This window comes from Domibacillus sp. F004, from assembly GCF_057814295.1.
The window spans coordinates 387104-413449 of record NZ_JBVATB010000001.1 but is presented as its reverse complement, the minus strand read 5'-3'; the positions used below and the strand labels follow the sequence as shown (position 1 = coordinate 413449).

General features: G+C 42.6%; 28 protein-coding genes and 1 riboswitch. Of the genes, 3 read left to right on the top strand and 25 right to left on the bottom strand.

The annotated features are described in order from the left end of the window. Window positions 1-20: 20 nt before the first annotated feature. From ACZYRN_RS02230 to prsW, 4 genes are all read right to left on the bottom strand, one after another. Window positions 21-692: a flagellar brake protein gene (locus ACZYRN_RS02230; protein WP_488909864.1), complete on the bottom strand. Its 672-nt coding sequence runs from the start codon at window positions 690-692 to the stop codon at window positions 21-23. A 98-nt stretch (window positions 693-790) separates the two neighbouring features. Then, window positions 791-2122, bottom strand: a complete 1332-nt coding sequence (ypeB, locus tag ACZYRN_RS02225; protein WP_488909863.1) for a germination protein YpeB — start codon at window positions 2120-2122, stop codon at window positions 791-793. Window positions 2123-2133: 11 nt separating this feature from the next. After that, a complete protein-coding gene (sleB, locus tag ACZYRN_RS02220; RefSeq protein WP_488910526.1) occupies window positions 2134-2850 on the bottom strand; it encodes a spore cortex-lytic enzyme in 717 nt (238 codons plus the stop codon). Window positions 2851-2986: 136 nt separating this feature from the next. Further along, on the bottom strand, window positions 2987-3655 hold the full coding sequence (gene prsW / locus ACZYRN_RS02215) for a glutamic-type intramembrane protease PrsW (protein WP_488909862.1): 669 nt from the start codon (window positions 3653-3655) through the stop codon (window positions 2987-2989). Window positions 3656-3730: 75 nt separating this feature from the next. On the opposite strand from prsW, the gene ACZYRN_RS02210 reads away from it, so the two are divergent. Next, window positions 3731-4684, top strand: a complete 954-nt coding sequence (locus tag ACZYRN_RS02210; protein ID WP_488909861.1) for an asparaginase — start codon at window positions 3731-3733, stop codon at window positions 4682-4684. A gap of 11 nt (window positions 4685-4695) precedes the next feature. Here ACZYRN_RS02210 and ACZYRN_RS02205 read toward each other — a convergent pair whose 3' ends face one another. The 6 genes from ACZYRN_RS02205 to ACZYRN_RS02180 form a co-directional block, all read right to left on the bottom strand. Further along, window positions 4696-5673 (bottom strand): YpdA family putative bacillithiol disulfide reductase, encoded by a 978-nt coding sequence (locus ACZYRN_RS02205; RefSeq protein WP_488909860.1) that lies wholly within the window; start codon window positions 5671-5673, stop codon window positions 4696-4698. A 73-nt stretch (window positions 5674-5746) separates the two neighbouring features. Next, complete coding sequence (locus ACZYRN_RS02200) at window positions 5747-6640, bottom strand: MerR family transcriptional regulator (protein ID WP_488909859.1); 894 nt, start codon at window positions 6638-6640, stop codon at window positions 5747-5749. 50 nt (window positions 6641-6690) lie between these two features. After that, window positions 6691-7455, bottom strand: a complete 765-nt coding sequence (locus ACZYRN_RS02195; RefSeq protein ID WP_488909858.1) for a metallophosphoesterase — start codon at window positions 7453-7455, stop codon at window positions 6691-6693. 13 nt (window positions 7456-7468) lie between these two features. Continuing rightward, a complete protein-coding gene (locus tag ACZYRN_RS02190; protein WP_488909857.1) occupies window positions 7469-7768 on the bottom strand; it encodes a hypothetical protein in 300 nt (99 codons plus the stop codon). An 80-nt stretch (window positions 7769-7848) separates the two neighbouring features. Next, entirely contained in the window at window positions 7849-9291 is a 1443-nt protein-coding gene (locus tag ACZYRN_RS02185) for a RecQ family ATP-dependent DNA helicase (RefSeq protein ID WP_488909856.1), read from the bottom strand. Further along, window positions 9288-10337 carry a YpbB family protein gene (locus ACZYRN_RS02180; RefSeq protein WP_488909855.1) on the bottom strand — a complete coding sequence of 350 codons (1050 nt, stop codon included), beginning with the start codon at window positions 10335-10337 and terminating at the stop codon, window positions 9288-9290. The genes ACZYRN_RS02185 and ACZYRN_RS02180 overlap by 4 nt, the downstream gene beginning before the upstream one ends. 199 nt (window positions 10338-10536) lie before the next feature. On the opposite strand from ACZYRN_RS02180, the gene ACZYRN_RS02175 reads away from it, so the two are divergent. Next, window positions 10537-10785 carry a ferredoxin gene (locus ACZYRN_RS02175; protein ID WP_488909854.1) on the top strand — a complete coding sequence of 83 codons (249 nt, stop codon included), beginning with the start codon at window positions 10537-10539 and terminating at the stop codon, window positions 10783-10785. Between the two features lie 40 nt (window positions 10786-10825). Here the strand turns inward: ACZYRN_RS02175 and ACZYRN_RS02170 are convergent, their stop codons facing one another. The 12 genes from ACZYRN_RS02170 to ACZYRN_RS02115 all read right to left on the bottom strand — a co-directional run bounded on the left by ACZYRN_RS02170 (window position 10826) and on the right by ACZYRN_RS02115 (window position 22129). Continuing rightward, window positions 10826-11398: an ECF transporter S component gene (locus tag ACZYRN_RS02170; RefSeq protein ID WP_488909853.1), complete on the bottom strand. Its 573-nt coding sequence runs from the start codon at window positions 11396-11398 to the stop codon at window positions 10826-10828. A 145-nt stretch (window positions 11399-11543) separates the two neighbouring features. Continuing rightward, a riboswitch (FMN riboswitch) is annotated at window positions 11544-11678 on the bottom strand. 44 nt (window positions 11679-11722) lie between these two features. Next, entirely contained in the window at window positions 11723-13501 is a 1779-nt protein-coding gene (locus ACZYRN_RS02165; protein ID WP_488909852.1) for an ATP-binding protein, read from the bottom strand. Beyond that, window positions 13498-14214 (bottom strand): response regulator transcription factor, encoded by a 717-nt coding sequence (locus ACZYRN_RS02160; protein WP_488909851.1) that lies wholly within the window; start codon window positions 14212-14214, stop codon window positions 13498-13500. The genes ACZYRN_RS02165 and ACZYRN_RS02160 overlap by 4 nt, the downstream gene beginning before the upstream one ends. Window positions 14215-14294: 80 nt before the next feature. Beyond that, window positions 14295-15482 carry a c-type cytochrome biogenesis protein CcsB gene (gene ccsB, locus ACZYRN_RS02155; RefSeq protein ID WP_488909850.1) on the bottom strand — a complete coding sequence of 396 codons (1188 nt, stop codon included), beginning with the start codon at window positions 15480-15482 and terminating at the stop codon, window positions 14295-14297. Window positions 15483-15500: 18 nt separating this feature from the next. After that, window positions 15501-17117: a cytochrome c biogenesis ResB family protein gene (locus ACZYRN_RS02150; protein ID WP_488909849.1), complete on the bottom strand. Its 1617-nt coding sequence runs from the start codon at window positions 17115-17117 to the stop codon at window positions 15501-15503. A 13-nt stretch (window positions 17118-17130) separates the two neighbouring features. After that, window positions 17131-17667: a thiol-disulfide oxidoreductase ResA gene (resA, locus tag ACZYRN_RS02145; RefSeq protein WP_488909848.1), complete on the bottom strand. Its 537-nt coding sequence runs from the start codon at window positions 17665-17667 to the stop codon at window positions 17131-17133. A gap of 126 nt (window positions 17668-17793) precedes the next feature. Beyond that, complete coding sequence (locus ACZYRN_RS02140) at window positions 17794-18525, bottom strand: pseudouridine synthase (protein ID WP_488909847.1); 732 nt, start codon at window positions 18523-18525, stop codon at window positions 17794-17796. 92 nt (window positions 18526-18617) lie between these two features. Then, the gene (locus ACZYRN_RS02135; RefSeq protein WP_488909846.1) at window positions 18618-19127 is read right to left on the bottom strand and encodes a spore maturation protein; all 510 of its coding nucleotides are present in this window, start codon (window positions 19125-19127) and stop codon (window positions 18618-18620) included. After that, window positions 19127-19708 (bottom strand): nucleoside recognition domain-containing protein, encoded by a 582-nt coding sequence (locus ACZYRN_RS02130; RefSeq protein WP_488910525.1) that lies wholly within the window; start codon window positions 19706-19708, stop codon window positions 19127-19129. Before ACZYRN_RS02130 ends, ACZYRN_RS02135 begins: the two co-directional genes overlap by 1 nt. Further along, window positions 19708-20766 (bottom strand): D-alanyl-D-alanine carboxypeptidase family protein, encoded by a 1059-nt coding sequence (locus tag ACZYRN_RS02125; RefSeq protein ID WP_488909845.1) that lies wholly within the window; start codon window positions 20764-20766, stop codon window positions 19708-19710. The genes ACZYRN_RS02130 and ACZYRN_RS02125 overlap by 1 nt, the downstream gene beginning before the upstream one ends. A 54-nt stretch (window positions 20767-20820) precedes the next feature. Beyond that, window positions 20821-21405: an SMC-Scp complex subunit ScpB gene (scpB, locus tag ACZYRN_RS02120; protein WP_488909844.1), complete on the bottom strand. Its 585-nt coding sequence runs from the start codon at window positions 21403-21405 to the stop codon at window positions 20821-20823. Then, window positions 21395-22129: a segregation/condensation protein A gene (locus ACZYRN_RS02115; RefSeq protein ID WP_488909843.1), complete on the bottom strand. Its 735-nt coding sequence runs from the start codon at window positions 22127-22129 to the stop codon at window positions 21395-21397. The genes scpB and ACZYRN_RS02115 overlap by 11 nt, the downstream gene beginning before the upstream one ends. A 233-nt stretch (window positions 22130-22362) precedes the next feature. Between ACZYRN_RS02115 and ACZYRN_RS02110 the strand changes: the two genes are divergently transcribed. Continuing rightward, complete coding sequence (locus tag ACZYRN_RS02110) at window positions 22363-22878, top strand: DUF309 domain-containing protein (protein WP_488909842.1); 516 nt, start codon at window positions 22363-22365, stop codon at window positions 22876-22878. Here ACZYRN_RS02110 and ACZYRN_RS02105 read toward each other — a convergent pair. The 3 genes from ACZYRN_RS02105 to ACZYRN_RS02095 form a co-directional block, all read right to left on the bottom strand. Then, window positions 22873-23241 carry a GNAT family N-acetyltransferase gene (locus tag ACZYRN_RS02105; RefSeq protein WP_488909841.1) on the bottom strand — a complete coding sequence of 123 codons (369 nt, stop codon included), beginning with the start codon at window positions 23239-23241 and terminating at the stop codon, window positions 22873-22875. The genes ACZYRN_RS02110 and ACZYRN_RS02105 overlap by 6 nt on opposite strands. Before the next feature lie 197 nt (window positions 23242-23438). Further along, a complete protein-coding gene (gene lysA / locus ACZYRN_RS02100) occupies window positions 23439-24758 on the bottom strand; it encodes a diaminopimelate decarboxylase (RefSeq protein WP_488910524.1) in 1320 nt (439 codons plus the stop codon). A gap of 105 nt (window positions 24759-24863) precedes the next feature. Further along, window positions 24864-26336 carry a spore germination protein gene (locus ACZYRN_RS02095; RefSeq protein WP_488909840.1) on the bottom strand — a complete coding sequence of 491 codons (1473 nt, stop codon included), beginning with the start codon at window positions 26334-26336 and terminating at the stop codon, window positions 24864-24866. Between the last annotated feature and the right edge of the window lie 10 nt (window positions 26337-26346).

Below are 26346 nucleotides of genomic sequence, written 5' to 3'. Positions count from 1 at the left end.
AAGAACCCGCTCCCGGGCTCTTATTCTAAACCTTTTTTTCGTAACTGAAGCTGCTTTTCAAAACAAAAACGCATTAAGAACTGTTGCTCTATATGACGAATATTTTCAAATTGAAAGGATGCAATGCTGCGCCCACTCTTTTCATCTGATTGAATCCGTACAACAGAAGCAGTCAATTCAAGATAATGATTTTCTTTATTATTCGATGGAATCACCACATATAAATGTGCCGTTTCCCCTTCTTCCACCGTAATTGAATACGGCAATACAATCGCTGCTCCTCCCGCACTCATATCTTCCGTTACCGTTCTAAAAGCGGGATTGCCTTCAAACTGTACAGCGACCTCGACCGCTGTTTGAACGCGAACAAATTTCCTTCTTTGCACACGAAGATAATCACTCAAGCCTGGGTCATGCAACATGAGCAGCGGAATTTTCTTTTTGACTCTGCCGATTACTTCCGTACGAAACATGTAGATTGCTGAAGAAGACGCCGGGTCAATAAAACTAGCCGCTAACTGCATTCTATCAAGCAAAAAGACAGTTCGATTCGTTTGTATATTTACTGGATAATCAATGAAAATTTTCCCATCTTCAATATCTGCCACTTTGCACCGATATTCTTCTTTATCATTTGCACTTTCATACGGTTCGAGAGTAATTGTCAAACCTGCTTCAAGCATTTCCGTCATCACTCACTTTTCCTAAATATATGCCTTTTGACCTAAATCGTCTATCCTAGGAAAAATTATAATAGAAACGACTTGGAAATGCAATGCACTCCAATTATTTAATATCCTGCTTCCGCTTCTGCAAGTTTCTCAATCCGTTCTTCTTTTCCATCTTTTGCATTAATGAAAATCCGATAAGAAGCGGTTCCGTTTTCAGCTAAAAATTCATAGCACAGTACATCTTCTCCTATTTCATTTGTTACAACTGCCTTTTGCACTTCCATAACAGTCAGCTTTGGATGAAGTTCTTTTTTCGCTTCCTCTGCTGTTAATGTTGGCACTCCAATATCCCGTTCACGTCTATTTTTCCAATAATTTTGCGCCTCTAGTCCGGAAACAATACCATTATCAAGTGCTGTTTTGACCGTTACGGACTCTGGATAAATCAATACATCATCTTGCTTCGTCGTAAACGTGAAAACAGCCGTATGATCATATTGGGCACTGTTAGTCATAACCATATTGTCAAATCCATGCTTTTCTAAAAAAGCGGCCGCTTTTTTAGAAGCATCATGAAGACTGAGTTTTCCTTTTCCGCTCGTTTTATTCACATTAAAAGTAAGGGGATACCCGCCTTTTTCTGTCACATCCATACTAGCTTCTTCTCCATTTTTTCCGATAACGGCCACATTGTAAAATGGAATAGCTGCCCCTTTCAAGTTTTTCTCCACAGTTGTCACTTCTGCATCAATATCAAAATAGTCTTTCGCAATGGATGCGGCTTCTTCTTTCGTCACTTTATCCCCTTTTAGCCGCTTTAATCCATCATCAGAAACAGATTTTTCTACCTGGCCTGCTTGAGAGACATTGGCTTCAGAAAATTCAGTTGCTTTGTTTTCAATCGTATTAAATCCATCTATAACGGTATTATCAGTCGGTTCATCCCCTTTTGCTGTCGCATGCGCAATCTCGGTCCAACGCAAATTTTTATCGAGTACCGACATTTGTACGGACCTTAATTGTTTTTGTATATCGGCCGCCTGACTGTACAACGTTTCTAACTGGTTATACTCTTTATCAGTTAAAGGCTCATTATCCAAGTCTCGAACGGCTGTTTTGTACGTAAAATCACCACTTGCGCCAAGAAACTCTTCTGTTTTAGAAAATGGCATAAATCCGAGCGGCAGCCGGCTAATCGCGTTATGTGCTTCAGATGTGAGCCGCCATACATCGGTTAACGCCGGTGTTAAATTCTCTTTTGAATTCATAGCCAGCGCTTCGCCGGTCCTATCATGAATAACATCAACTTGATAGACGAGTTCATGAAACGCCTGTTGATAGCCATTTTCTGCTTCAATATACATTGCTTCTTTTTGCCGGTACTGTGAAAAACCCCATACAGCCGTGACAGCAAGCAGCAAAGTAAGAGCAGCGATTGTAAATTTATGCATCCTTTTCACTCCTATTCACAGAAAATATGTTGACCGATTTTTTTAATTTGCGGCCTTGACCAGATCCAATCACTCGTTGCCGTTTCCGGGTTAAAATAATAGAGTGCTTCACCGGTCGGATCCCATCCGTTTATCGCATCAAGCACAGCTTTTTTTGCCGTTTCATTTGGAGTCAGCCATATCTGACCGTCTGCTACCGCTGTGAATGCGCCCGGCTCAAAAATAACCCCTGATGCTGTGTTTGGAAAGCTTTCACTGCCTACTCGATTTAAAATAACTGCAGCAACCGCCACCTGACCTTCATATGGCTCCCCGCGCGCTTCTCCATACACAGCGTTTGCCATTAGCTGAATATCATTTTGTGAAAAGCCCGGCGGTGAATTGACGGACTGCGCTGTCGTGTCAGCACCACCGTAGTAAGTAAAAGACCGGCCTTTACGAATTTGGCTTTTCACGTGTGCCTCATCGTATTTCGACGCTTGTTCCAGCTTTTTTTTCGTTGTTGTGCCTGCCAGGCCATCTACCGGCAAACCAAATGATTCTTGGAAATTCCGCAGTGCCCAGTAGGTTGACCAGCCGAACACACCATCTATCGGACCGCGATAATAGCCTGTATACTGAAGCCGTGCCTGCAATTCAATGACATCGTCTCCTTCTGCCCCACGCTGGATGATCTGATTGGAAAACGCGCCCGCATGATTAGCTGTCAAAAGAAGAATCAATGTCATACACACTACAGCCGCTTCTTTCCACTTTTTCATATGTGTCACCTTCCTGTTTCAATATGCTAGTAGTGTGACACGAGATTCACTGTTTTATGCACAAAAAAGACGCGGTAAGAGAGATTCACTCCTCAACGCGTCTTTACGCTTTCGTCCGATGGTATATTTCCGTTAATAGATGTGCTTTCTTCACTTTTCGCAGTGCATACCACCATAAAAATAGCATGAATGGAATGATGTAATACACCCATGTCGTTTCAAGAAATAAGATATAGTCAAAGGATCCATGCAGCAAAAAGGAAAGTAAAAAGGCTAAAAAGAGCATTTTCTTTTCCAAATAAATTTTACCGAATTTTGCCCGGCTAAAATAATAGCCCATAATAACACCGAATAATGCATGGCTTGATACCGGCAAAAGCGCTCTCAAAAAGGCATGTTCTACACCGTGTACTGCTAAATAAAGCACGTTTTCCACTGTTGCAAAACCAAGTGACACACTTGTCGCATATACAATGCCGTCATAAGGTTCATCGAAATGGGTATGACTATAAATTAAATAATATAAAATAAACCATTTCATAAACTCTTCCGGCATGGCTGCAGATAGGAACGCTTGCAAAAAACCACTGGACAAAAGCTGTTCTTCTTTAAGCACATATTGAAAAAACATGACTGGGAACGTAATAACAACGCCATATAAAAACGCTTTAGCTACCGTCGCTATCGGTTCTGCTTCATAACGATCGCGCAAATAAAAGTAACAGAGAAGCGCAAGACCGGGCGCCATCCCCGCTGAAAAAATCGGGAGCATACGCTTTTCCTCTTTTCTTTCTATTTCTCTCATCGTATCATGGGACATGCATATTGAAAATAAGGAGTGCACGTTATGTCGAAAAAACACATTTTACTCATTCATACAGGCGGCACCATCTCGATGAAAAAACAGGCGGAAACAGGAGGCATAAAACTAGATGGAAGCAATCCTATTGCAGAGATCATTGAAATCCCAGATGTTGATGCCGTCTATACGGTTAAAGAACCGTTTCAACTACCGTCACCTCACATGACTGTAAAAGAAATGGTCAGCTTAAAAAAACTCATTGACCAGACAGATGCAGATGGTATCGTCGTGACGCATGGGACTGATACGATGGAAGAAACAGCCTATTTTCTAGACTTAACCCTTTCAATTAACATTCCAGTCGTGATTACCGGTGCAATGCGCTCAAGCAATGAAGTCGGTTCAGATGGACTTTCCAATTTGATGGCAGCCGTTAAAACAGCGGTCAGCGATCAAGCAGTGGATAAAGGTGTACTTGTCGTGATGAATAATACCATTCATAGTGCTCGATATGTTACAAAAGCACATTCGAATAACCTTGACGCATTTCAAAGTTTTGACGCCGGGCCTGTCGGGGTTGTAACGAAAACAGGACCCCGTTTTTTCAATACACCGGCAGCTTCAGAAACATTCCATATCGGATCGGTTGATTTCACTATCCCTTTATTGAAAGCCTATACCGGCATGGACGATATTCTCCTCAATCAACTCAGCCATTGCGACGGTGTTGTCATTGAAGCATTTGGTCAAGGGAATTTACCGCCAGCCGCTGCACAGGCTGTTATCCGACTTATTAAAGCAGATATACCCGTCATCATTGCTTCCAGGTGCGCAGGCGGCCTTATCCAGCCTGTCTACTCCTACGATGGCGGCGGCCGCACTTTAAAAGAAGCAGGGGCACTTTTTGCAGAAGGATTAAATGGTCAAAAAGCACGATTAAAATTACTAGCTGCCCTATCCTCCGGCCGCAAAGAAGATTTACCGCACATTTTCTCATAAAAAGGCGAGCATTAAGCCTCGTCTTTTTCTCTTTCTGTAATCGATGCCGCGATTTCCCCGCCGTGATAGCGGCCATTTTCAATAAATATTTCATTTGCATCATTGCCTGCTGCAATAACACCAGCAATAAAAATACCCTCTACGTTCGTTTCCTTCGTTTTTTCATTGTACTGGGGTCTTCCTGTTTTTCTATCAATCTTTACTCCCATTCTCGTTAAAAATGAATGGTCCGGATGATAACCTGTCATCGCAAAAACAAAATCATTTTTTAATGTAACAAGTTCACCGTTCTTTTCATATGTAAATGTGTCCTTTGTAATTTCTTTTGCTTCTGCATTAAATATCATAGCAATTTCCCCGTCTCTTACAAGAGCAGCAAACTCTGGTAAAATCCATGGTTTTACACTCGGTGAGTATTCGCTGCCACGGTAAATAACTGTTACTCTTGCACCTGCTTTATGCAGTTCCAATGCCGCGTCCACCGCTGAATTTTTTCCGCCGATGACAACAACGTCTGTGTCAAAAAACGGATGGGCTTCTTTAAAGTAATGAAAAACGTGGCCAAGTTCTTCTCCAGGAATCTTCATGTAATTTGGATGATCGTAGTAGCCTGTTGCAATAATAACGTATTTCGTTTCATATTTTTCTTTTGAAGTATGTACATGAAATAACCCATTTTCCTGCTTCTCAACACTTGTTACTTGTTCAAATCGATGAATGCGCAGTTCTTTCAATTTTACGACTTCACGATAATAAACGAGCGCTTGATTACGATGGGGTTTTCGCTCTTCAATAATAAATGGCACATCACCGATCGCTAACTTTTCGCTAGAACTAAAAAATGTCTGATGTGTCGGGTATTCATAAATAGCATTCACAACGTTGCCTTTTTCAATTACGAGCGGGTTTTTGCCGATTTGCTTTAATGCGATGGCCGCTGCTAATCCGCATGGACCCCCTCCGACAATAATACAGTCTTCCTTTTTCATCACAATCGCTCCTATCTATATTTCACTACCCTCCATTGTAGAAAAAGTAGAGAGATAATTCAATTAGACACTCTCACAGCCGGCTGCTCATCCACTGATCCCATTCTTGCTGTGTTTTGCCGACATAGTAAGGTGCCGCTCCATCCGGCAGCGGTCCGTCCATTGCCGGGCCCCCTATGCCAATTTCTATAGTTGAATAAGCCGCTTTCAATTTATTCGCTAATTGGACTGTCGCTGCTACGTTATCCAGCATGGTACAAGAAAAAAATAAAAATTTCGGTTTTACTGTGTTGATAACGGTAAAAATATCGCCTTCTTTTAAGCTCGTTCCAAGATAAACAACCTCATAGCCGAGGCGTCGGACGAACAACGTAAAAATAAGCAGTCCAATTTCGTGCCACTCACCTGGTCCACATACAGCCACCACTTTTGGTAAAACGCCGTTATGCGGAAATGAATGCATGACCATACTAATACGCGAGCGAAGAATCGACATCGCAAAATGTTCATGTGCTGTCGTAACCTCCCCTTCTTCCCACATTTTCCCAATTTGTTGGAGAAGAGATGCAAGAATATCAATGGTCATATAATCAATTGTATAGAGCGCATACCCTTTGTTAATGAGTTCTTGTGCTTTCACTTCATCAAAGCGAAGAAGCGCCTGTAAAAGCCCATCAAACAGCGCTTCTTGCTGACTCATTTCTGCTGCTTCCACATATGCATATGAGTCCATTTTTGTTCCATGCTGATCAAGGATTGCTGCAGCCTGACTGATCGTCAAACCTTGCTGTACTTTTTCAGAAAGCCATTTTAACTTACGAATATGCTCATCCGTATACAACCGGTGACCTGCATCGTTGCGAATGGGTTCTAATATGCGATAGCGACGTTCCCATGCTCTCAGCGTACCTGGCTGAATGCCTGTTAATTTGGAAACAGCTTTAATATTATACTTTCCTTCATTCATGAGCCTCATCCTTCCCGGTAGTCATACAGCTGTGATATGATACGTCAAATTTATGTCTTCTCCTCTGACTGAGAAATGGTAATAAGATGTGTTTCTGCTCGGGCGCCCAGGCGGAATGGGATGCCTGTCGTCCCATATCCATTTGACACGAGTGCATAAATCCCTTTTACTTTTTTCCAACGTCCTTTTTCGTATAATCCCCATGGTCCAAATCGAATTTGTCCACCATGCGTATGGCCGCTTAATAGGATCGCTACACGGTCTGTCGGTTGAATCCTCCGGATAAATGCCGGGTTGTGGCTCACCACCACTTTGTATGAATGAGATGGCACATTTTTAAAAAGAGCTCCTTTGTCGCTCTTTCCTTTACTCAAATCATCTGCACCGAGTATATATACATCGGGCGTCAACCGAACAGACCCGTTTTTCAGTACCGTCACATTCCATTCAGAAAAAATAGCCGAAAGACGGTCCCATTCCAATTCATAATCATTATTGCCCGGTATAAAATAAAGCGGTGCGATCGAAGACAGCCGCTTTATATTTTCTCGAATTCTCTTCTCCCTAACTCCATCCTCACATAAATCTCCACCAATGATAACCGCCTGTACGCGTCCTTGTACCTGTTTAATAATAGAGGAATGAATGAGTCTGCGATGAATATCTGAAATAAAAAAAAGCGCGATCGGCGCCTTTTCCGGAAATCGATTGTCGGCTACTCGTGTTTCTTTTACTTCATTGTGGAATGCTTCTTTCCACATATAAAGACCGGCTGCAGCAAAAGGGGCAGCCACAAGTATAAGTTGTTTCAGCATGATGAGCTTCCCTTCATTCCTGTAAACTGTTTTTATTTGCGTCTTGGGCTGTTTCTTCATTCACGGGATCCTGCTGCTCTGTAAAAACTCGTTCTACAGGCGGTTTCTCTTCTTTATATACATACACGGCAAGAAAAGGTAATGCGATAAAACAGATAAGAAGAGCTGTTAATAGCGGGTAGTGGCTCTTTTTTTCACCTTTTTCTTTCACCGGCCGCTGCAGTGTCCCTGTATCTTCTTCCTGTTTGTTTTTTACTTTTTCAAGCGGCTGTTTATGTTGTTCAGCCATTTCACGATATGGGTCTTTCTTCATAATGGTTCCTCCCCAAGCTAAATCGTAAAAAGCAATTGATTATTCCTATTATACTCGACAAGAACGCGTTGGTTAATAGGTCATTTTCCTGGCAGCAACTCTGCCAGCATATCTCGCCAGTTTAGCCGTTCTTCACTGCGCCTGTTCACCGATTTATTTTTATATAAGGACAAATCAATGCCACAGCAGTCACAGCATTGTAACTGTTTGATCGGCTTTTCATTAAAAAAGTGCATATACCCTGCCCTGCGGCAGTTTGAAGACAATATCCACGTAACCATTTCATGACGTTTTTCCGCTTTTCGTGCTAGTAAATAATCGCGCCTCTCTTTCATATAAACAGCAATATTCATATTTTTTCGGCTTGCTTCCTGTTTATAATGAATAGCAAAGCGCTCTTGCGTCTCAGACAGCGGCGGCTGTACATCCCGAGGCTTTACTGAATGCTCCGTCAACTGCCTCATCTGCCCGTCATTTGGAAACTCCATCTCTGCAATAAACTCATGGCGCGACTCATCTCCTTGCGCATATAAGAGAACAGCAATAGATGGATTTCCATCACGTCCCGCCCGCCCGATTTCCTGTAAATAAGACTCCATTTGCGGCGGCATATGATAATGAATAACAAATCGGACATTTTCTTTATTAATGCCCATCCCAAATGCGCTCGTTGCACATACAACATCTAGTTCACCTGTTAAAAATTGATGTTGAATGAGCAGACGGTCACCCGCTTCCATCCCCCCATGGTAATAAGCGGCCCGCACAACCCCTGCCTTTTTTAATTGAATGACCGCTTCTTCGGTTGCTTTTCGTCCTGAAAAATAAACAATTCCCGGATTTTCCAAAAAAGTCACCAGTTCAATAAGCCGTTGATGCTTGTCCATTTGATTTTGCAGACATTCTACTTGTAAAGCAATATTCGGACGATTGACAGAAAATATCCATTCTTTTAAAGCCGACAGATGAAGACCTTCTTTAATATCCTGCCTTACTTTTTCTGTTGCCGTGGCCGTTAGAGCAAGCGTCAGCGGGTTGCCGAGTTTATGACGAACATCACCAAGCAAACGATAATCTGGACGAAAGTCATATCCCCACTGCGAAATACAGTGCGCTTCATCCACAACAAATAACGAAATGGGCAAGCGGCACAACGCTCCAATCACATGCGGCAATTGAAGCATTTCTGGTGATAAAAAAATAAATTTATACTTATTCAGATTTGCAAGTGCCGCTGTTTTTTCTTCATAATGCAAAAATGAATTCAAAGCAATAACCCGTTTTTCCCCGCGCATTTTTAACTGTTCGGTCTGATCCTGCATAAGCGATAAGAGCGGTGATACAATTAAGACGGTGCCAGGAAGTAAATAGGCTGGCAGCTGATAACAGAGCGATTTTCCCGTTCCGGTAGGCAGCATACTTAATGTATGATGTCCGGATAAAATGGACTCGATCGTCTCTCTTTGTCCAGCACGAAACGCTGTAAAACCAAATTGTTCATGAAGCACATTTTCTATATTCATAGCGATCTCCTGCTTTCTTTCGCCAGGACGAGCCGAATTTGAAAATATGAATGATCCGGCAATTTCTCTTTTAATGGTTTTAATTGACGATTTGAAACGAACCTTGCTGCTTCGATGACCGCTGCTTCTTTTTCTTCTTCAATAAATGGACGGATGGAAAAGGATGGGTCATTCAAGGTTAATTCAACAATATGATCTTCAATTGTTGCTTTTTTGAGCCGTCTGCTTGCAGCGATTTGATCTATTGTCATCGCTTGCTTTAAATAATCCGCTGTCTGTCGTGCCGATATGGTTAATGTCAATGGATCATGTATATCCTTCATAATTGCCTCCAGCACAGGAGTTTGTTCTCTTGATTCTGTTATATTTTTGATCATCGAATGAAGAGCATGAAGAAATCGGAACCAATATTCTGTTTCTTCCATTCCAAGCTTTTCCGCTGCCTGCATAATCGTTTTACCGGTCTGCTTGTGACCCGAAAAACGAATCACAATACACTCAGGCTGTTCAGGAAGTTGTTGAAAAAGATAAGCAAGCTCACTATGCAGATGAGGAGACAGTTCTTTTTTTGAACATGGCATATACGTTAAAAATTTCTTTACCCATTCAAGAATTCTGTCATCACGCGTTACCGGATAATAGGACGAATCGCTGTAAGCAAGATGGGATGCTACCTGAACAAGCAGTTGGAGTCGACTAAAAAAAACAGAAGCCGTCCCCGAAAAATGCCATCCCGATAATTCATTAAATGAACCTGTCTGCTGAAAAAGGCGATTCATCTTTTCCAATCCTTCTTGTGTAACAAAAGGGCGTTGCAAATCACCTGTGATATATGCTTTTTTTATAAGGTCGTTCATGATTGTTTCAAATGCAGTACTCGTTAAAAAAGGAGCAGTATGAAACCATTTTGTTAATCGGTATAAGTGCGCATCTTGAATCGTCTGTGCGGATTTTTTCCCTTTTAGTAAATGATAGACAGACGATGATGTGCGTTCTCCCTCTACAGCCTTTATAACATTTACAATAACTGCCTCTAAACACCTCATATATAGTACCTCTTCTTTTTTACTTCACTTTATTGTAACACAAAACATGCGTTCTTGTCTCTTCGTCTCCCTCTAAATGTAAGCCTTTTCATTAAGAATTCAAAGAGTTTTGTGTTGAAAAGTCATTTAATCGGACTTAGAATGAAAGGTAGAAGTGTTTAATCGACGCTTACTGACAAATTTTATAGGAGGTCCATTCATGGCAAAGTATACGATTGTCGATAAAGACACATGTATCGCTTGCGGCGCTTGCGGCGCTGCTGCACCCGATATTTATGACTATGACGACGAAGGAATTGCATTCGTTATTTTAGATGACAACGAAGGTACTGCTGTTGTTCCTGACATTTTAGAAGAAGATATGCAGGACGCATTTGAAGGCTGCCCGACAGATTCAATCAAAATCGCTGATGAACCATTTGACGGCGATGCGCTTAAATTCGAATAGAAAAATGCCCTGCTTTTTTAAGAAGCAGGGCATTTCTTAATTAAGCTGCCATCTGTTTTTTCGTCCAACTATTTAAGCGGACAAAAATCATATAATACACAATACCAACGATTATTCCTTTTACGATGTTAAATGGCAAAATACCAGTGACAATCATTTGGCGCATTTCCGGACCGCTCATAGCCGGTGAACCGAGGAACAGTGTATACGCCGGTAAAATAACGTAGTAGTTTAGCACACTCATAATCACAGACATGAAGACAACACCTGTTAAAATCGCAAAAGGCATCGCTTTTTTGGACTCAAATCGTTTATATACGTAATAGACAGGTAATATGAACGTAACACCTGCCGCAAAGTTAGCAAGGTGGCCAACCGGAACGCCAGTAGGACTTCCCATCATAATAAAATTCAATATATTTTTCAAAAATTCAACTGTAATGCCCGCAATAGGGCCAAAGATAACAGCGGCAATCAGTGCAGGTATATCGCTGAAATCAATCATTAAAAAAGGTGGAAATGGCGGGATTGGAAAATTGATCAACATCAACAAATAAGACAGTGTTGAAAGCAACCCGACCATCGTTAATACACGTACTTTGTTCTTCTTCATATTTAATTCTCCCCTTCTTGTTATCCATCTCACTAGAAGGAAGGTATACCAAAAAGCAAAATCCCCTTAAGCAAAGGGCTTAAGGGGAGAAATTAGTTATGCTTAAATAAACGTTCATTATGCACTCTTTTGAACGCCGGCATACCTTCATCTTCTCCCATCCAGACTATACTGTCGGCTCCGGAATCTCACCGGATCCTGCCTTATCGGCTCGCGGGCTTAAGGAGTCTATACTCCAATTACCGCCGGTCGGGAATTTCACCACGCCCCGAAGATGAATTGATTAAATTTGAAGTTAATTATCTCAAATTTGGAATTGTTTTGTCAAGTGTATCTTGGAATAGTAAAGAAAAAAACGGTTCCTTGTCCAAGATGACTTTGTACTTTAATCGTGCCGCCATGTGCATGGACGATATTTTTTGCAATCGATAAGCCAAGTCCAGTGCCAGAACGCCCGCGTGTTCTGGCTTTATCTGCTTTATAAAAACGTTCAAAAACAAATGGTAAATCTTCTTTTGGAATACCTGAACCGGTATCTTCGATGCGGATGACATGAAACCGTTCTTTTAATTCATGCACAACTGCCACCTGTCCATTCTCTGGCGTATGACGCAGCGCATTGTCGATTAAATTCGTGAGCACTTGCTCAATTCGGTCTTCATCAATCGATACAGGCGCAGGGGAATAACTCGTTTCCGCGGACAGGTGAATATTTTTTTCCTTTGCAACGCCCTGGAACTTATTCGTTACGCGGATGATAAATGGCTCAATGTCTGTCTCTTCCTTATTTAATGTCATATGCCCGGCCTGCATACGGGCAAGATCGAGCAGTTCGTTAACGAGACGTCCCATTCGCAAAGATTCATCATGAATAATTTGCGCGATTTCTCGCTTTTCTTCTTCTGTAGACGCAATATCGTCAACGATCGCTTCACTGTAACCCTGCATCATCGAAATCGGCGTACGCAATTCATGGGATACATTGGCAATAAAGTCTTCACGTAATTTATCAAGACGCCGCTCTTCTGTCATATCTCGGACGACCGTGACAGCACCGCGCACAGTTTCGTCATTGTAAAGCGGGCTGACAATAATGACATACGTACGGCCTTGCATTGTCAATTCGCCTTCCTGCTCTGTTTCTGTTTTCACCGCTTCTTCAAATAATGATGTTAACAGCGTCGGTACTTTTTCTTCCGTTCCGCCCACTTTATTTTCATATTGCCAGTTATGCAAAAATTGATGTGCCGGCGGATTCGTAATTAGCACGTTCCCATTTTGATCAAGTGTAATAACCCCATCAGCCATTGAACTTAATATACTCGATAGCTGTTCTTTTTCTTGATTGAGCGCATGAATGTTCCCTTTTAACTGGTAGCCCATTTTGTTAAAAGATATGGCAAGTGCTCCAATTTCATCATGCGTTAAAATCGGTACTTTCATATCAAAATTTCCTTGCGTCAGCTCTGTTGCTACCTCCCGCATTTTTCGAAGCGGCGCTGTAATACGTGTAGATAAAAAGAACGCAAAAAAAGTGGTTAAAACAATTGCAATCCCCGCTGCAGCTAAAATAAGCTTTGTCGTCTGTTCGGTCGTTTCTTTCATTACCTGCAGCGACTGATAAATAAAGACCGCTCCATTTTCCCCTTTATTCATTTCAAATGGGACACCGACAATAAATGAACTTTCATAGCGGCTGTCTGCATTCGATCCTTCATCAATTGGCACTTCTGCCTGTACTTTTTGCCGACCATTAAAAACTGCTGACAGCTTTGGATTACCAATAATGGTTTCTTTACTTAATTTCGCTTCGTCTGTTTCAACAGGTGAATAATGATAAATATTTTCATTTTCAGCAATCATTACGTGCGCTGGATCATCTACAAGCTCCCACGCGACTTCCAAACCGGTCGCTTTATTTTCATGATCAGCAATGACCGCTGCAATCTTTTCCGCGGTATTTCCCAATTGCTGCTCCACTTGAGTAATGTGATAGTTTTGAAAAAACTCAAGCAGTAAAATCGTTAAAAAAGCGAGTACAAATGAAACGAGAAGCAGGATTGTAATCCACAGCTTCCCGACAACGCTTCGCCATATTTTCATTCATTCCCGACCTCAAACTTGTATCCAACACCCCAGACTGTGACAATCATCTTAGCTGCCTGTTCTGATACTTTATTTAACTTTTCACGAAGCCGCTTTACATGTGTATCGACTGTGCGCAAATCGCCAAAAAACTCATAATGCCATACCTCTTTTAATAGATGCTCACGGTCAAATACTTTATCCGGTGCTTTAGCAAGAAAATAAAGAAGTTCATATTCTTTCGGCGTTAAATTCACTTCTTCCCCATCTGCCGTTACGCGATGAGCATCGTTATCAATCGTTAAATGTTTATAGACAATTAAATCTTTTGTTTTCGTATCAGTCTGCAAGTATGTCGTTGGCGAAGAACGGCGTAAAAGTGCTTTTACCCGTAAAACGACTTCACGTGGGCTGAACGGCTTCACGATATAATCATCTGTGCCTACTTCAAAGCCTTGCACGCGATTTGCTTCTTCTCCTTTAGCTGTCAACATAATAACCGGCGTCGTTTTTGTTTCGCGAAGCTCACGGCATACTTCAATACCATCTTTACCCGGCATCATTAAATCGAGCAATATACAATCGTACTCACTAGCTGTCGCTTTCTCCAGTGCCTCTTCTCCATTCGCTGCCTCATCAATCACATAATCTTCTCGTTCCAAATACATACGAAGCAAACGGCGAATGCGATCTTCATCATCCACCACTAAAATTCTCATTTCTTTTTCCAAAATGATTTCCCTCCTAAATACACACGATACTTCCCATTATAGTACAAAAAAGAGCCTCCGCCAAAGACGGGGGCTCCATTTTATGCATAGGAGTGCAAACCAGCAATAACAAGGTTAACCGCAACAAGATTAAACATGATAATAGCAAATCCGATTACAGCAAGCCAAGCCGACTTTTCACCGTGCCATCCTTTTGATAGACGGAGGTGAAGAAACGCGGCGTAAAATAAAAACGTAATAAGCGCCCATACTTCTTTCGGGTCCCAGCCCCAAAAACGTGTCCACGCAATTTGCGCCCAGATCATGGCGAAAATAAGCGCCCCCAGTGTAAAAACGGGAAAGCCAATGAGGACAGATCGGTATCCAATTTCATCAAGCAAATCGGAACTCACATTGCGAACGAGCGGCTGCAAAAGGGCTGCAACTCGTTTACGTGATACAAGTCGAATGAGCAGATAAAGAATAATACCGGCACCTAGTGACCAGAGCACCGTGTTTAATTTATTTGCATTAATAAATGCCGGCATGTCGATGAGTGGATTCATTTTCCCCTCTGTCATAAGCACGCCTTCATTCGGTCCGACAATCGCCGGCAGGTTGAATTCCTGTTCGACTGTGACCTCTTCCTTATTCACATATTCGAATGTGGCACTGTAATCGGCGAGTGCAAAACCAGTTGACACGATAATAAAGCCGACAACGGTTACGATAAAGAACATAACCGTTTCAAGCCATTTTGTTTTTTTCGTGCTGATGGATTGATCAACATTTTTCACAAGGTAGATGATACCGGCAATGAAACTAATCGCTAATATCGCCTGGCCTGCTGCAGCTGTCGTCACGTGAATATGCAGCCAGTCACTTTGAAGCGCTGGAATCAGCGGGCTGATTTCACGGGGAAACATGCTTGCATAGGCAATAATAATGATAGCAATTGGCAAAGCGAAAAGGCCGAGTACAGCCGTTTTGTAAATAAAGAAAATCAAAATGAATGCCCCGACAATCATCATGCCGAAGAACGTCGTAAACTCAAATAAGTTACTGACCGGTGCATGTCCTGCTGCTGCCCAGCGTGTGAAAAAATAGCCTAACTGTGCAGCAAAACCAATAACTGTAATCGTAATGGCGAGCTTTCCCCACCGATTTAACCGATCGCCTTCCCGAAGTCCTTTTTGGCGGATTGATCCGGCAAAAAGGATCGTCGCGACTAAATATAAAAGAAAAGCTGCATATAGCAGCGTGCTGCTTATTCCTGCTAAATCTGACATTGAGCTTGTACCCCCCTCTTAATCCGTTTGTCTATCTTCCGGCTCTGGAATCGCTGTGTCTTCTAAAATCGTATGGATTTCTCTTTTTAGTCCGTGCCAGTTTTTATTTGTATGACCAGCTACATATATAGACCCTTCTTTTTCACGAATCCAGATTCGGCGATGATTCCAGTAAGCGCCTTGGATAACACCGATCATAAAGATGATACCGCCGATACTAAGAATAGGCAAAGTTAAGTCTTTACGGATAGTCAATGCCGATACATCACGCGTTTCCAAGTTTTTAAACGCCATTTTATAAGTCGTTTCACCAAGCGGTTCCATCGTATTTTGAATTTCAACAAAACTTACTTCGCCGTCCGGCTTCTCAGGTGAAATCATATTAAACAGAAAAGCTGGTTTATTTGGCAAAGGAGATTTCGATGTCGGCTCTCCTTCTTCTGTAAAACCGTCAAAATCAGGGTAATAACCGAGCAGCTCCACTTTATAGCCGTTACCAAGATCATACACTTCCTGCTGATCAAATAAATCAACGACGACCTCACCAAATTCTTTGCCTGTTTCTTTATTCGTCAGCGCAAAGTGCATCGCTTTCATCTCATCCTGGCGGTAACTTGTCTGATACACAGCAAAGTTATCAAACTTCATCGGCTCATTTACTTGTATATCATCTTGCTTAACTTCTGAAAGTTCAGGTTTTGCCCCTGGCAGACCATTGTTTTCATCGTGATAAAGAATGGCATCTGTTTGATAATTTTTTGCCACTGTACCTACCCGGTCAATCGCTTCGTTAAAGACGGCCGGATCTTCACCTTCTGCATAATTTTCAAGCGTGAATTGGTCATTTTCCACGTAGTATTCTCCGTCTGTACCCGGGATTTCCAGCGTTTCGCCTTCACGAATCCAAAGCAGCTCATCAACATACATACCTTGTACAGAGCGCAGCATGGCACCTAATAAAAAAAGAATAAGTCCAACGTGATTGACATAAGGACCCCATCTTGAGAATCGATTTTTCTCTGCCAAAAGAGACCCGTTTTTTTCTCGAATTTTATAATGTTTCTTTTTTAGTTCAGCACGTACTTTTTCCATGTCCGCTTCTTGCAGCGAACCTGTTTGCTCCGCAAAAAGACGCTGCTTCTTCATGAATGACTCGTGCCGGTCGACACGTTGCGTTTTCAAAGCGCGATACAGCGGAATAACCCGGTCAAGACTGCAAATAACGAGCGACACGCCAAGTGCCGCAATGAGTGCCGAAAACCATATTGAATTATATAGATCATGAAACCCGATCATATAATAGATTTTCCCGAACCAGCCGTATACATCTTCATAATAAACGTCAGGACCTACATTCGATGGAATGTAAAATTCCTGTGGCAGAATGGTCCCGAATGATGCAGCGACAAGGATCAAAACAATGATCCATATGCCCACTTTCACAGAGGAGAAAAAGTTCCATACTTTATCAATAATCGTCTTGTTGTACGTTTGTGAGCGGCGGGCACTTCCTTCATAGCGCATATCGACAAGATTCTCTTTTTTCGCATCCTCTGTCAGCGCACGGCCGCACGCTTCACACAAAATCGTGCCGTGCGGATTCACATGCCCGCATTCGCACTTTACTTTCCCCATGCTAAAACTCCCTTTACGATGATGGTTTCACCCGTTCAAACAGTGCCCGCACCTGATCTTCTACAATCAAACCGCCGACCACAATTTGATCGATCTTCCCGTCAGGTGTAATCATAAACGTTGTCGGAAGCGGATTAACCCCATATGTGTTCATCACTTCTTTACTTTTATCAATGGCAATCGGGAATGTCAGCCCGTACTGCTCGGCAAAGTTTTGCACTTGAAAATTTGACTCTCCAACATTGACAGCTAGAATTTCCACTTCACCCTCGTATTCCTGCGCCATTTTTTCCATGTGCGGCATTTCTTTTTTACATGGTTCACACCATGTACCCCAAAAGTTTAAAAAGACGCCTTTTCCTTCGTAATCCGATAGACGGTGCTGTTTACCATTCATATCGGTCAACACAAAATCAGGTGCTTTGTCTCCCGCTTCGAGAGTACCGCGCGAGTCTTTCGTCAAATTTGTGTAAAGCGTGTAAATGACGAGTCCCGCAAGCACACTCAGAATGGCCGTTCGCATGTACAGCCTTTTTTTCTTTTTATCCATTGACTGCCAACCTCCACTTATTTCTATCCCACTGCCGGCATGTTTGAAAACTACGTACATTATTATATCATCACTTGTCACATTTGCCGAAAATAGCGCTCTCCTGTTATGTGAACGTTTTATGAACTAGCGCAGACTGCCTGTTTCAGCAAGCGTACGCAGTTGTTTTACTTCATGTGCTGTTAACTCACGGTAGTCTCCTGCATTCAGTCCGTTCAGCGTTAAATGGGCAAATCGATCACGCCGAAGCTTTTGAACGGGATGACCAATTGCTTCAAACATGCGGCGTACTTGACGATTTCGTCCTTCATGAATGGTCACTTCAAGAAGCGAGCGGTTCTTCTTACGGTCAATAGCCAGTTCTTTCACTTTTGCTGGTGCTGTTTTTCCATCTTCAAGCTGCAATCCCGACATAATACGCTTTAGCAAATGCCGTTCTACAATGCCTTCCGTTTTTACAATATACGTTTTATCCATTTGATAGCGAGGATGGGTCATTAAATTGGCGAACTCACCGTCATTCGTCATAAGAAGTAAACCCGATGTATCATAATCAAGACGGCCGACTGGAAAGATACGCTCTTCCACATGCGGAAAATAATCAACGACTGTTTTTCTATTTTTATCGTCTGTTACGGCTGAAATAACCCCACGCGGTTTATAAAATAAATAGTAGACCTTTCTTTCACGCTCAATAGGCACCCCTTCTACCTTTACCTCATCGTTTAACCCAACTTTTGTACCAAGTTCTGTAATCTTTTTTCCGTTGACAGTTACTTTACCTTCTTCAATGAGCTGCTCCGCTTTTCTTCGCGATGCGATGCCTGCCTGAGCAATCACTTTTTGCAATCGTTCCATCTATTTCACCTCTTATTGTGTCTTCAATACCCTAGAGCATTATGGCACAAATAGAGAAAAAGAGAAAGAAAACAGAATAAAAAAAGACCTGGCTACAAAAGCCAGGTGACTGCAAAAACAGCCGAGATAAACGCAGCGGCATCTGCAAGCAGTCCAATTTTCAACGCATCGCCCGTTTTTTTTATACCGGCGGCACCAAAATAAATGGCCAGCACGTACAGCGTTGTATCGGTACTTCCCTGCATAACAGCAGCAAGTTTTGCAATATAAGAATCCGCACCGAATTCGCGCATAATCTGATCAAGCATAGCCAGTGTGGCAGATCCAGAAATCGGCCGAATAATAGCAAGCGGGATAACTTCAGATGGGATACCAAACAGTGATGTGATCGGCGCAAAAAGACCGGCTATCCAGGAGGCGGCACCGGACGCACGAAATACGGCAACTGCTGCCATCATAATGACTAATTGAGGGACAATTGCTACCCATGTATGCAATCCTTCTTTTGCACCATCTGTTAATGTGTCATAAATGTTTACTTTCCGGTACACCGCTGCCCCAATAACAAAAGCAATGATGCATGGAATAAGCCAGACTGCCATTATCCGCTCCTTTTACGAGCATAGTGGCGGTCGATTACGATTGCAAAGCAGGCAGAGATAACGGTCGCCAGAAAAGCGGGCAAAATGATATCAGCCGGATTCGTTGCACCATGCTTCAAACCAATAGCAATAACCGTCGTCGGAATAAGCGTAACACCCGCTGTATTTAATGCGAGAAACGTAATCATAGAACGGCTGGCCGAGTCTTTGTCTCCGTTTAATCGACGCAGCTCCCTCATCGCTCTGAGACCTATTGGCGTCGCCGCGTTGCCTAGCCCGAAAAAATTCGCTGCCATATTAGAAGCGATCAAACCAAATACAGGATCGCTATGTGGTATTTCCGGAAACAGACGGCGAAGGATGGGCTGGACAATAGCTGCAAGAGAGCGAACCAAGCCTGCCGCTTCGGCTGTTTTCATGACGCCTGTCCAAAATAAAATAACGCCAGCAAGCGATAAAGCAAGTTGAATCGATTGCTCCATTGATTGAAAAAGCGCTGTATTTACATCCGCCATCGTGCCATTAACTGCTGCAAAAACAAAGCCTGATAACAGTAGAAAAGCAAAAGCCGCACTAACCACTAGCGGATCGCCTCCTTTATTTTCGTCCATAATGATGCGTCCTGCTTAGGATTTTCAGAGCGGTAAATGGGTACTTCAAGCTGTTTCGCTTTGCCAATCCAAAGTTCCGCCCTGCCGTCTTTCATTTTCTGTTCCAGCACGATGCGTACATAAGCGTGCTTTTTCTCTTTATCGGTTAATGGAAAACGCACTGTCTTTTTGGCATAAAAAAAGTCACGTTCCCCTGGCACATCGAATCGTTCTTTTTCCACGACAGTGACCGGCCTATATTCTGTAAAACCTTCATCAAAAAGTGCTTGATGATCACGCCAGTCATCCGGTGCATTAAGTGTGACAGCGACAAGGTGAAGGCCATTTTGTTTCGCTGTTGTGACCAGTGTACGGCCTGTCTTTTTCGTATAGCCTGTTTTGCCTCCCGTGATCCTCCCGCCATCTCTGACAAGACGATGTTTATTTTCCCATACGCGCACCGGGCTGCTTTTCGTTTTATACACAGCGGTTCCGATAATTTTGCGGTATTCAGGACTTTCCATCGCTTTTGCCGTCAGCAATGCCATATCATAGGCAGTAGACTGATGACCCGGGTCATCGAGGCCGTGCGGATTCATGAAAACAGTATTTTTCATGCCAAGCTGCTTTGCTTTTTCATTCATCATCGCAACAAATTTAGGCGTGCTTCCTCCAACAAATTCACTGATGACAAGGGCAGCATCATTTCCAGAGCGCAGCATTAAACCATATACGAGTTCTTCAAGCGTAAGTGACTGCCCTTTTTCCAAATACAAGCTCGATCCTTCCACCTGCAGCACCCGGTCACTGAATTTCACTTTTTCATTCATACGGCCGGACTCAATTGCGAGAAGTGCGGTCATGATTTTCGTAATGCTTGCAATGGATCGCCGTTCATGCGCAGACTTCGACATGAGCACACGACCGCTTTCCATATCCATTAGTACAGCGTTACGCGCTGAAACAGATGGGTCCGCATCGGCTCTAGATGGGACAGCGGCGATGCAGAAAAGAATGGATACGAAGATCGCCAATAGCTTTTTTTTCATTTTTCCGCTCCTCCCTTTTTCCACTACTGTATGAAAAAAGAGGCGCGTTCATGATTATTCTTCTGCCGTTTCACCCATTGCTTCTTCAAATCTTCCGAAAAATAAATCGGCTTCCTGTTGAACCTGCACTTCTCCTTCTGACAATGGAGGGAGTTCATTGAGGCTTTTTAATTGAAAGGCATCAAGAAATTCATTCGTTGTCTTATATAAAATAGGCCTGCCAGCTCCTTCTGCACGACCTGCTTCTTCAATTAACCCGCGAGCAGCAAGAGTGGCAATCGGTCTTTCTGTTTTCACTCCGCGTATATCCTCTACTTCAATACGCGTTACTGGCTGATTGTACGCAATAATCGCCAGCGTTTCGAGTGCCGCCTGTGATAATGTTTTGGGTGACGGTTTTTCAGCCAGCGCCTGAATAAATGGAGCATTGTCCTTCTTTGTCATTAATCTGTATTCCTCACCGTACTTTGTGATCGTGACACCCCTCTTTTCATCATGTGAGAGCGTCTCGGCCATCCGCTTGATTGTATGCTGAACGGCTTGTACATCCACGTCTAGTACATCAGCCATTTGTTCTGCTGACAGTCCTTCATCTCCAGCAGCAAACAAAAGACTCTCAATGATGCTTTCATTTGTCATTTTTTTTTCCTCCAGGCGCTACATACAATTGAGCAAAACTTCCTTTCTGCATAACGGTAATTTCATTTTGCTTCATTAACTCAAGTATGGCTAAAAAACCGACAACCAGTTCCTCCTTTTCATGTGACTGAAACAGGTCTTCAAAAAGAACTGGTGCCTTTGCTTCGTGCAATGTTTCCATCAGCATCTTCATTCGAATCTCTACTGATAGTTCTTCCCGTCTGACGGTCGTCTGTCTCGGTACAGAAAGTTTCTTGCGACGCGTCATTTTTTGAAAAGCACCGAGCATGTCATAAATCGTCGCATTAAGCGGCCCTTCTTCCGCTGGGGCAAACAGCGCATCCGCCGGTGAACGCGAAAATAATTTTGTCCGTTCTTTCTCCAACTCCTGCAGTTTAATGGCGGCTTCTTTATACTTTTTGTATTCGATAAGGCGGCGCATCAATTCTTCACTCATGTCTTCTTCTTCGTCATATTCATCATCGATTGAAGAATGGTCCGGCAAAAGTGAACGGCTTTTCATCGCAATAAGTGTTGCTGCCATGACGAGATACTCACTCGCTATATCAAGTTCAAGCTCCTGCATCGTGTTGACATACAATAAATATTGATTTGTAATTTCTGCAGTTGGGATATCATATATATCAATTTCTAATTTGTTGATTAGATGAAGAAGCAGGTCAAGCGGTCCTTCAAAGGAATCAATCTTTACTTTATATTCCATTTTCTATCTCCTGTTTCCATTGCCTTTTTTGCATAAAGTGAAACTTCCATCAGTGGGGTGTTATTCATCCCTCACTGATGGTTAGTTGAACCATTCGGGCCTTTACGGGCAGTTAATCTGCGATAAACTAAAGTATAGTATATTTCACATTCACTTTCGACATTTTCTAGTTGTGAATAGGTAGGAACCGTGCTAAACTAAATTAATTCCGACTAATTGACTGGGGGAAAACAATGTACACATATCCTGTGCCGTATCTTGCTTTTTTGGCACATTTCCATATTGATCGTGATTACTTTGAATGCCATGAATTGCTCGAAGAACATTGGAAAGAAACAGATGGTGCACGCGATTCCGTCTGGGTAGGTTTAATCCAATTGGCCGTCCATCTTTACCATTACCGTCGCGGTAACGTAAATGGAGCTAAACGGATGGCGGAAAAATCAATCGATTGTTTTACAAAGAAACAGTCTGAACTTATCCGCCTCGGCATCGATGCCGACCGTTTTACAGCATTGCTTCAAAAATCGCTTAATCGGCTGCAAAACGGGGATTCTTTTGCCCCTTTGCTGATTCCGATTACAGATGAGCTGTTAGCTGATGAGCTTGATCAATTCACCCAATCCTTTCAACCGGAGCTAAATGAGCAGTTTCTATCTGAAAAACATAAGCTTCGCGACCGATCTGATGTCATCGAAGCACGTAAGCTTGCGATTCAATTAAAAAAAGCCGGGAAGGCGCCGTTATAAATGGCTGCCTTTACCGGCTTCTTTTGTGCACTTTTCATAAAAACGGCTTAGCATTTCGCTCGGTACTACGTTTAAATCTCGATACGCTTTTTTGACTTCAGCAATCATTTCCGTTCCAATTCCTTCATCACGGTAAGATGGATTTACCGCAATGTGTAAAATTTTCACTTCTTTTTGCTCTATTACGACGCCTACAACACCTACAATGTCTTCGTCTACTTTCCATAAATATAACTGCCAGTCATCGTTTGATTCGTAACACTCCATCGTTTCCTGAAGCGTCTTCAATTCTTTCTCCCGTGGCATATATGAAAGCAGCCCCATCGCAATCTTCTTAAACGACTTTTTATATCGAATCAGCATATAAAATCCCTCTTCAATTAGCAGGATTTACCTGCGTGATTTCGTCACTTCTACTATATTACTAAAAGGGCCTTGCATTCGCAAGGTAGTTCCTTTAATTCACAATAAAAACCCAATAATATACGCCCCAACCGAGCGCCATTAACATTAACAAAATAAGCAAAATGACATTACTTTTCATCACTGCACCGCCCCTTTCAATTCGTCTGCGGCAGTTGAAGTGGCAAGTCTAGTTTAACAAGATCCTCATATGTTTCACGGCGAATAACGACTTTCGCCTCACCATTTTCGACGAACACAACAGGCGGACGAGGGATACGATTATAGTTATTCGCCATTGAGTAGCCATATGCTCCTGTGCAGAACATAGCTAATAAGTCTCCTGCTTCTGCTTTTGGAAGCGGTAAATCCCAAATGAGCATATCACCAGACTCACAGCATTTTCCCGCAATAGATACAATTTCCTCTACCGAATCGTTTACTCGATTAGCAAGGACTGCTTCATATTTTGCCTCATACAAAGCCGGACGAATATTGTCGCTCATGCCTCCATCTACTGCTATATACTTGCGTATATTCGGCACATCTTTCACCGAACCTGTTTCATAAATCGTAATACCCGCATCCCCGACTAGGGAACGGCCCGGTTCAATCCAGATTTCTGGCATGTTGAGGCCAAATCGCTTCGTTTCGTCCTGAACTTTACGAATAATTTCTTCCACATATGCAGCAGGTTCAAGCGGGTCATCTTCTGCTATGTATCGAATACCAAAGCCGCCGCCCAGATTTAAAACAACCGATTCAAATGCAAGACGTTCTTTCCAATCTGCTAATTTCTCAATAATTTTTTCTGCTGCAAGTGTAAAACCTGTCGTTTCAAAAATTTGTGATCCGATATGACAATGCAAACCGAGCACATTGATAAACGGTTTCTCCACCGCCATCATAAGTGCTTCTTCTGCCTGCCCGTTATTTAAATCAAAACCGAACTTCGAATCTTCCTGCCCAGTTAAAATATAGTCATGTGTGTGTGCTTCAATCCCTGGCGTAATACGCAGCAAAATGTTCATTTTTTGACTGCGTAACTGACTAATTTCATCAATTAAGGCCAGTTCATGAAAGTTATCGACGACGATACAGCCAATATGGGCATCAAACGCCATTTCCAATTCTTCACGGCTTTTATTATTTCCGTGAAAATGAATACGCTCTACCGGAAATCCTGCTTTTTGAGCGGTATACAGTTCTCCTCCGGATACGACATCAAGCGACAGTCCTTCTTGCTCAGCAAGCTGCATCATTGCAACAGAAGCAAATGCTTTACTTGCATACGCTACTTGTGCTGTAATGCCCATTTTATCAAATGTTTCCTTAAATCCTCTTGCACGGTCACGAATGAGCGCCACATCGTATAAATAAAGCGGTGTCCCATATTGCGCCGCCAGTTCAACAACGTCGACGCCCCCAATTTCTAAATGGCCGCGCACGTTTACGGCCCCCGTCCCATATATATGCATAATTATATCGCCCCGATCTTTTAACGTCATGCTAAGACTCAGCATCAGAATAAAAGTACTATATCATACATTGACTGCCTACTCAATACACGAAGAAAACACCGGTCAATCAGAAGGTGTCCGGTTAATTTCCGGTATTCCTGATTGTTCCGGTGCCTGTTTGCGTATTAATATCGTTCCTAATGACTTAGCATCGAACGGGATAAGCGGCCATAAATAAGGCGCACCAAACGGCTTCAAACGGACGAGAAACAAAAATGTAAGTGTGCAGGCGATTACAAATCCAGCTGGTCCGAAAAAAACAATTGAGAGAATTAAAACGAGCCGTACCATTTTATTTGCAATTCCTAGTTCATAACTTGGCGTTGAAAATGTGCCAATGGCGGCAAGTGCCGTATACAAAATAACTTCTGGAACAAAAAGGCCCGTGTCGATCGCGATTTGACCAATCATGACGGCAGCAACAAGTCCCATTGCGGTCGAAAGCGGCTGAGGTGTATGAATAGCCGCAATGCGAAGCCACTCGATGCCTATATCAGCAATTAAAATTTGTACAGCAAGTGGAATATTTGTTTCTTCATTTGGACCAATAAAAGACAGTGCTTTCGGCAGCATATCTGGATGCTCCGCAAATAAGAACCACAGTGGCAATAAAAAAAGAGACATCCAAAGACCAACAAAACGCAGCATGCGAATAAAGGTACCAGCTGCCGGCAGCTCTCTATACTCTTCCGCATGCTGTAAATGCTGCAAGTAAGTGGCAGGCATGATCATAACAGCTGGCGATGTGTCAGTGAACAAAAGTACATGTCCTTCAAGCAAATGAGCCGCGCCTATATCGGGCCGTTCTGTGTAACGAACGAGTGGAAACGGATTATAGCGTTGTTTGACGAGAAACTCCTCAATCGTTTTGTCTGCCATCGGAACACCGTCAACATCAATTTTTTGAACCTCTGTTTTTATTTTTTTCACGAGATCTGGATTCGCCGTGCCTTCCATATAGCCAATAGCGACATCTATTTGAGACACGGTACCTGCTTTCATCATTTCAAAGCGCAGTTGGCCGTTTCGAATTCTTCGTCTTGTAAGTGCCGTGTTCACAATAATATTTTCCACATAACCGTCGCGCGAGCCTCGCACCACTTTTTCCGTATCCGGCTCTTCCGGCTGACGCCCTGGATAACTGCGGACATCTATCGCAAATAACCCGTCCGGTACGGCAATAATAATAAGACCGGACAATAAAAAAAGCGGCAGCTTTTTTCGATCCTCCACTTCTTCAACTGATTGATGAACCAGATGATTTTTTACAAGTTCTGCCGTTGTTTCTTTTTGCTTTTTCTCCATGCTTAAATGGTTTTTTACAAACTCCGCCGTTGTTTCTTTTTGCTTTTTCTCAATGGCTACAAGAGATTCGATCAGTTCAATAACAACTTGTGTGTCACATAATCCATTAACAAAATAAAGATGGAGCGGATCATCGGCAATGATCAGTTTTCTGACACCAACATCAAAGCTTTTGCCGAGTCCTGCTTCTTTTTCCAAATATGTATCGATCTCATTCGGATGAATGGTCATCATACAGTCT

What these genes read in the sequence shown, in the direction of transcription:
- ACZYRN_RS02230 (WP_488909864.1), bottom strand. Translation starts at nt 692, where the DNA reads ATGACGGAAATGCTTGAAGCAGGTTTGACAATTACTCTCGAACCGTAT.
- ypeB (WP_488909863.1), bottom strand. Translation starts at nt 2,122, where the DNA reads ATGCATAAATTTACAATCGCTGCTCTTACTTTGCTGCTTGCTGTCACG.
- sleB (WP_488910526.1), bottom strand. Translation starts at nt 2,850, where the DNA reads ATGACATTGATTCTTCTTTTGACAGCTAATCATGCGGGCGCGTTTTCC.
- prsW (WP_488909862.1), bottom strand. Translation starts at nt 3,655, where the DNA reads ATGCTCCCGATTTTTTCAGCGGGGATGGCGCCCGGTCTTGCGCTTCTC.
- ACZYRN_RS02210 (WP_488909861.1), top strand. Translation starts at nt 3,731, where the DNA reads ATGTCGAAAAAACACATTTTACTCATTCATACAGGCGGCACCATCTCG.
- ACZYRN_RS02205 (WP_488909860.1), bottom strand. Translation starts at nt 5,673, where the DNA reads ATGAAAAAGGAAGACTGTATTATTGTCGGAGGGGGTCCATGCGGATTA.
- ACZYRN_RS02200 (WP_488909859.1), bottom strand. Translation starts at nt 6,640, where the DNA reads ATGAATGAAGGAAAGTATAATATTAAAGCTGTTTCCAAATTAACAGGC.
- ACZYRN_RS02195 (WP_488909858.1), bottom strand. Translation starts at nt 7,455, where the DNA reads ATGCTGAAACAACTTATACTTGTGGCTGCCCCTTTTGCTGCAGCCGGT.
- ACZYRN_RS02190 (WP_488909857.1), bottom strand. Translation starts at nt 7,768, where the DNA reads ATGAAGAAAGACCCATATCGTGAAATGGCTGAACAACATAAACAGCCG.
- ACZYRN_RS02185 (WP_488909856.1), bottom strand. Translation starts at nt 9,291, where the DNA reads ATGAATATAGAAAATGTGCTTCATGAACAATTTGGTTTTACAGCGTTT.
- ACZYRN_RS02180 (WP_488909855.1), bottom strand. Translation starts at nt 10,337, where the DNA reads ATGAGGTGTTTAGAGGCAGTTATTGTAAATGTTATAAAGGCTGTAGAG.
- ACZYRN_RS02175 (WP_488909854.1), top strand. Translation starts at nt 10,537, where the DNA reads ATGGCAAAGTATACGATTGTCGATAAAGACACATGTATCGCTTGCGGC.
- ACZYRN_RS02170 (WP_488909853.1), bottom strand. Translation starts at nt 11,398, where the DNA reads ATGAAGAAGAACAAAGTACGTGTATTAACGATGGTCGGGTTGCTTTCA.
- ACZYRN_RS02165 (WP_488909852.1), bottom strand. Translation starts at nt 13,501, where the DNA reads ATGAAAATATGGCGAAGCGTTGTCGGGAAGCTGTGGATTACAATCCTG.
- ccsB (WP_488909850.1), bottom strand. Translation starts at nt 15,482, where the DNA reads ATGTCAGATTTAGCAGGAATAAGCAGCACGCTGCTATATGCAGCTTTT.
- ACZYRN_RS02150 (WP_488909849.1), bottom strand. Translation starts at nt 17,117, where the DNA reads ATGGGGAAAGTAAAGTGCGAATGCGGGCATGTGAATCCGCACGGCACG.
- resA (WP_488909848.1), bottom strand. Translation starts at nt 17,667, where the DNA reads ATGGATAAAAAGAAAAAAAGGCTGTACATGCGAACGGCCATTCTGAGT.
- ACZYRN_RS02140 (WP_488909847.1), bottom strand. Translation starts at nt 18,525, where the DNA reads ATGGAACGATTGCAAAAAGTGATTGCTCAGGCAGGCATCGCATCGCGA.
- ACZYRN_RS02135 (WP_488909846.1), bottom strand. Translation starts at nt 19,127, where the DNA reads ATGGCAGTCTGGCTTATTCCATGCATCATTGCTTTTGTTATTGGGGCA.
- ACZYRN_RS02125 (WP_488909845.1), bottom strand. Translation starts at nt 20,766, where the DNA reads ATGAAAAAAAAGCTATTGGCGATCTTCGTATCCATTCTTTTCTGCATC.
- scpB (WP_488909844.1), bottom strand. Translation starts at nt 21,405, where the DNA reads ATGACAAATGAAAGCATCATTGAGAGTCTTTTGTTTGCTGCTGGAGAT.
- ACZYRN_RS02115 (WP_488909843.1), bottom strand. Translation starts at nt 22,129, where the DNA reads ATGGAATATAAAGTAAAGATTGATTCCTTTGAAGGACCGCTTGACCTG.
- ACZYRN_RS02110 (WP_488909842.1), top strand. Translation starts at nt 22,363, where the DNA reads ATGTACACATATCCTGTGCCGTATCTTGCTTTTTTGGCACATTTCCAT.
- ACZYRN_RS02105 (WP_488909841.1), bottom strand. Translation starts at nt 23,241, where the DNA reads ATGCTGATTCGATATAAAAAGTCGTTTAAGAAGATTGCGATGGGGCTG.
- lysA (WP_488910524.1), bottom strand. Translation starts at nt 24,758, where the DNA reads ATGCATATATATGGGACGGGGGCCGTAAACGTGCGCGGCCATTTAGAA.
- ACZYRN_RS02095 (WP_488909840.1), bottom strand. Translation starts at nt 26,336, where the DNA reads ATGACCATTCATCCGAATGAGATCGATACATATTTGGAAAAAGAAGCA.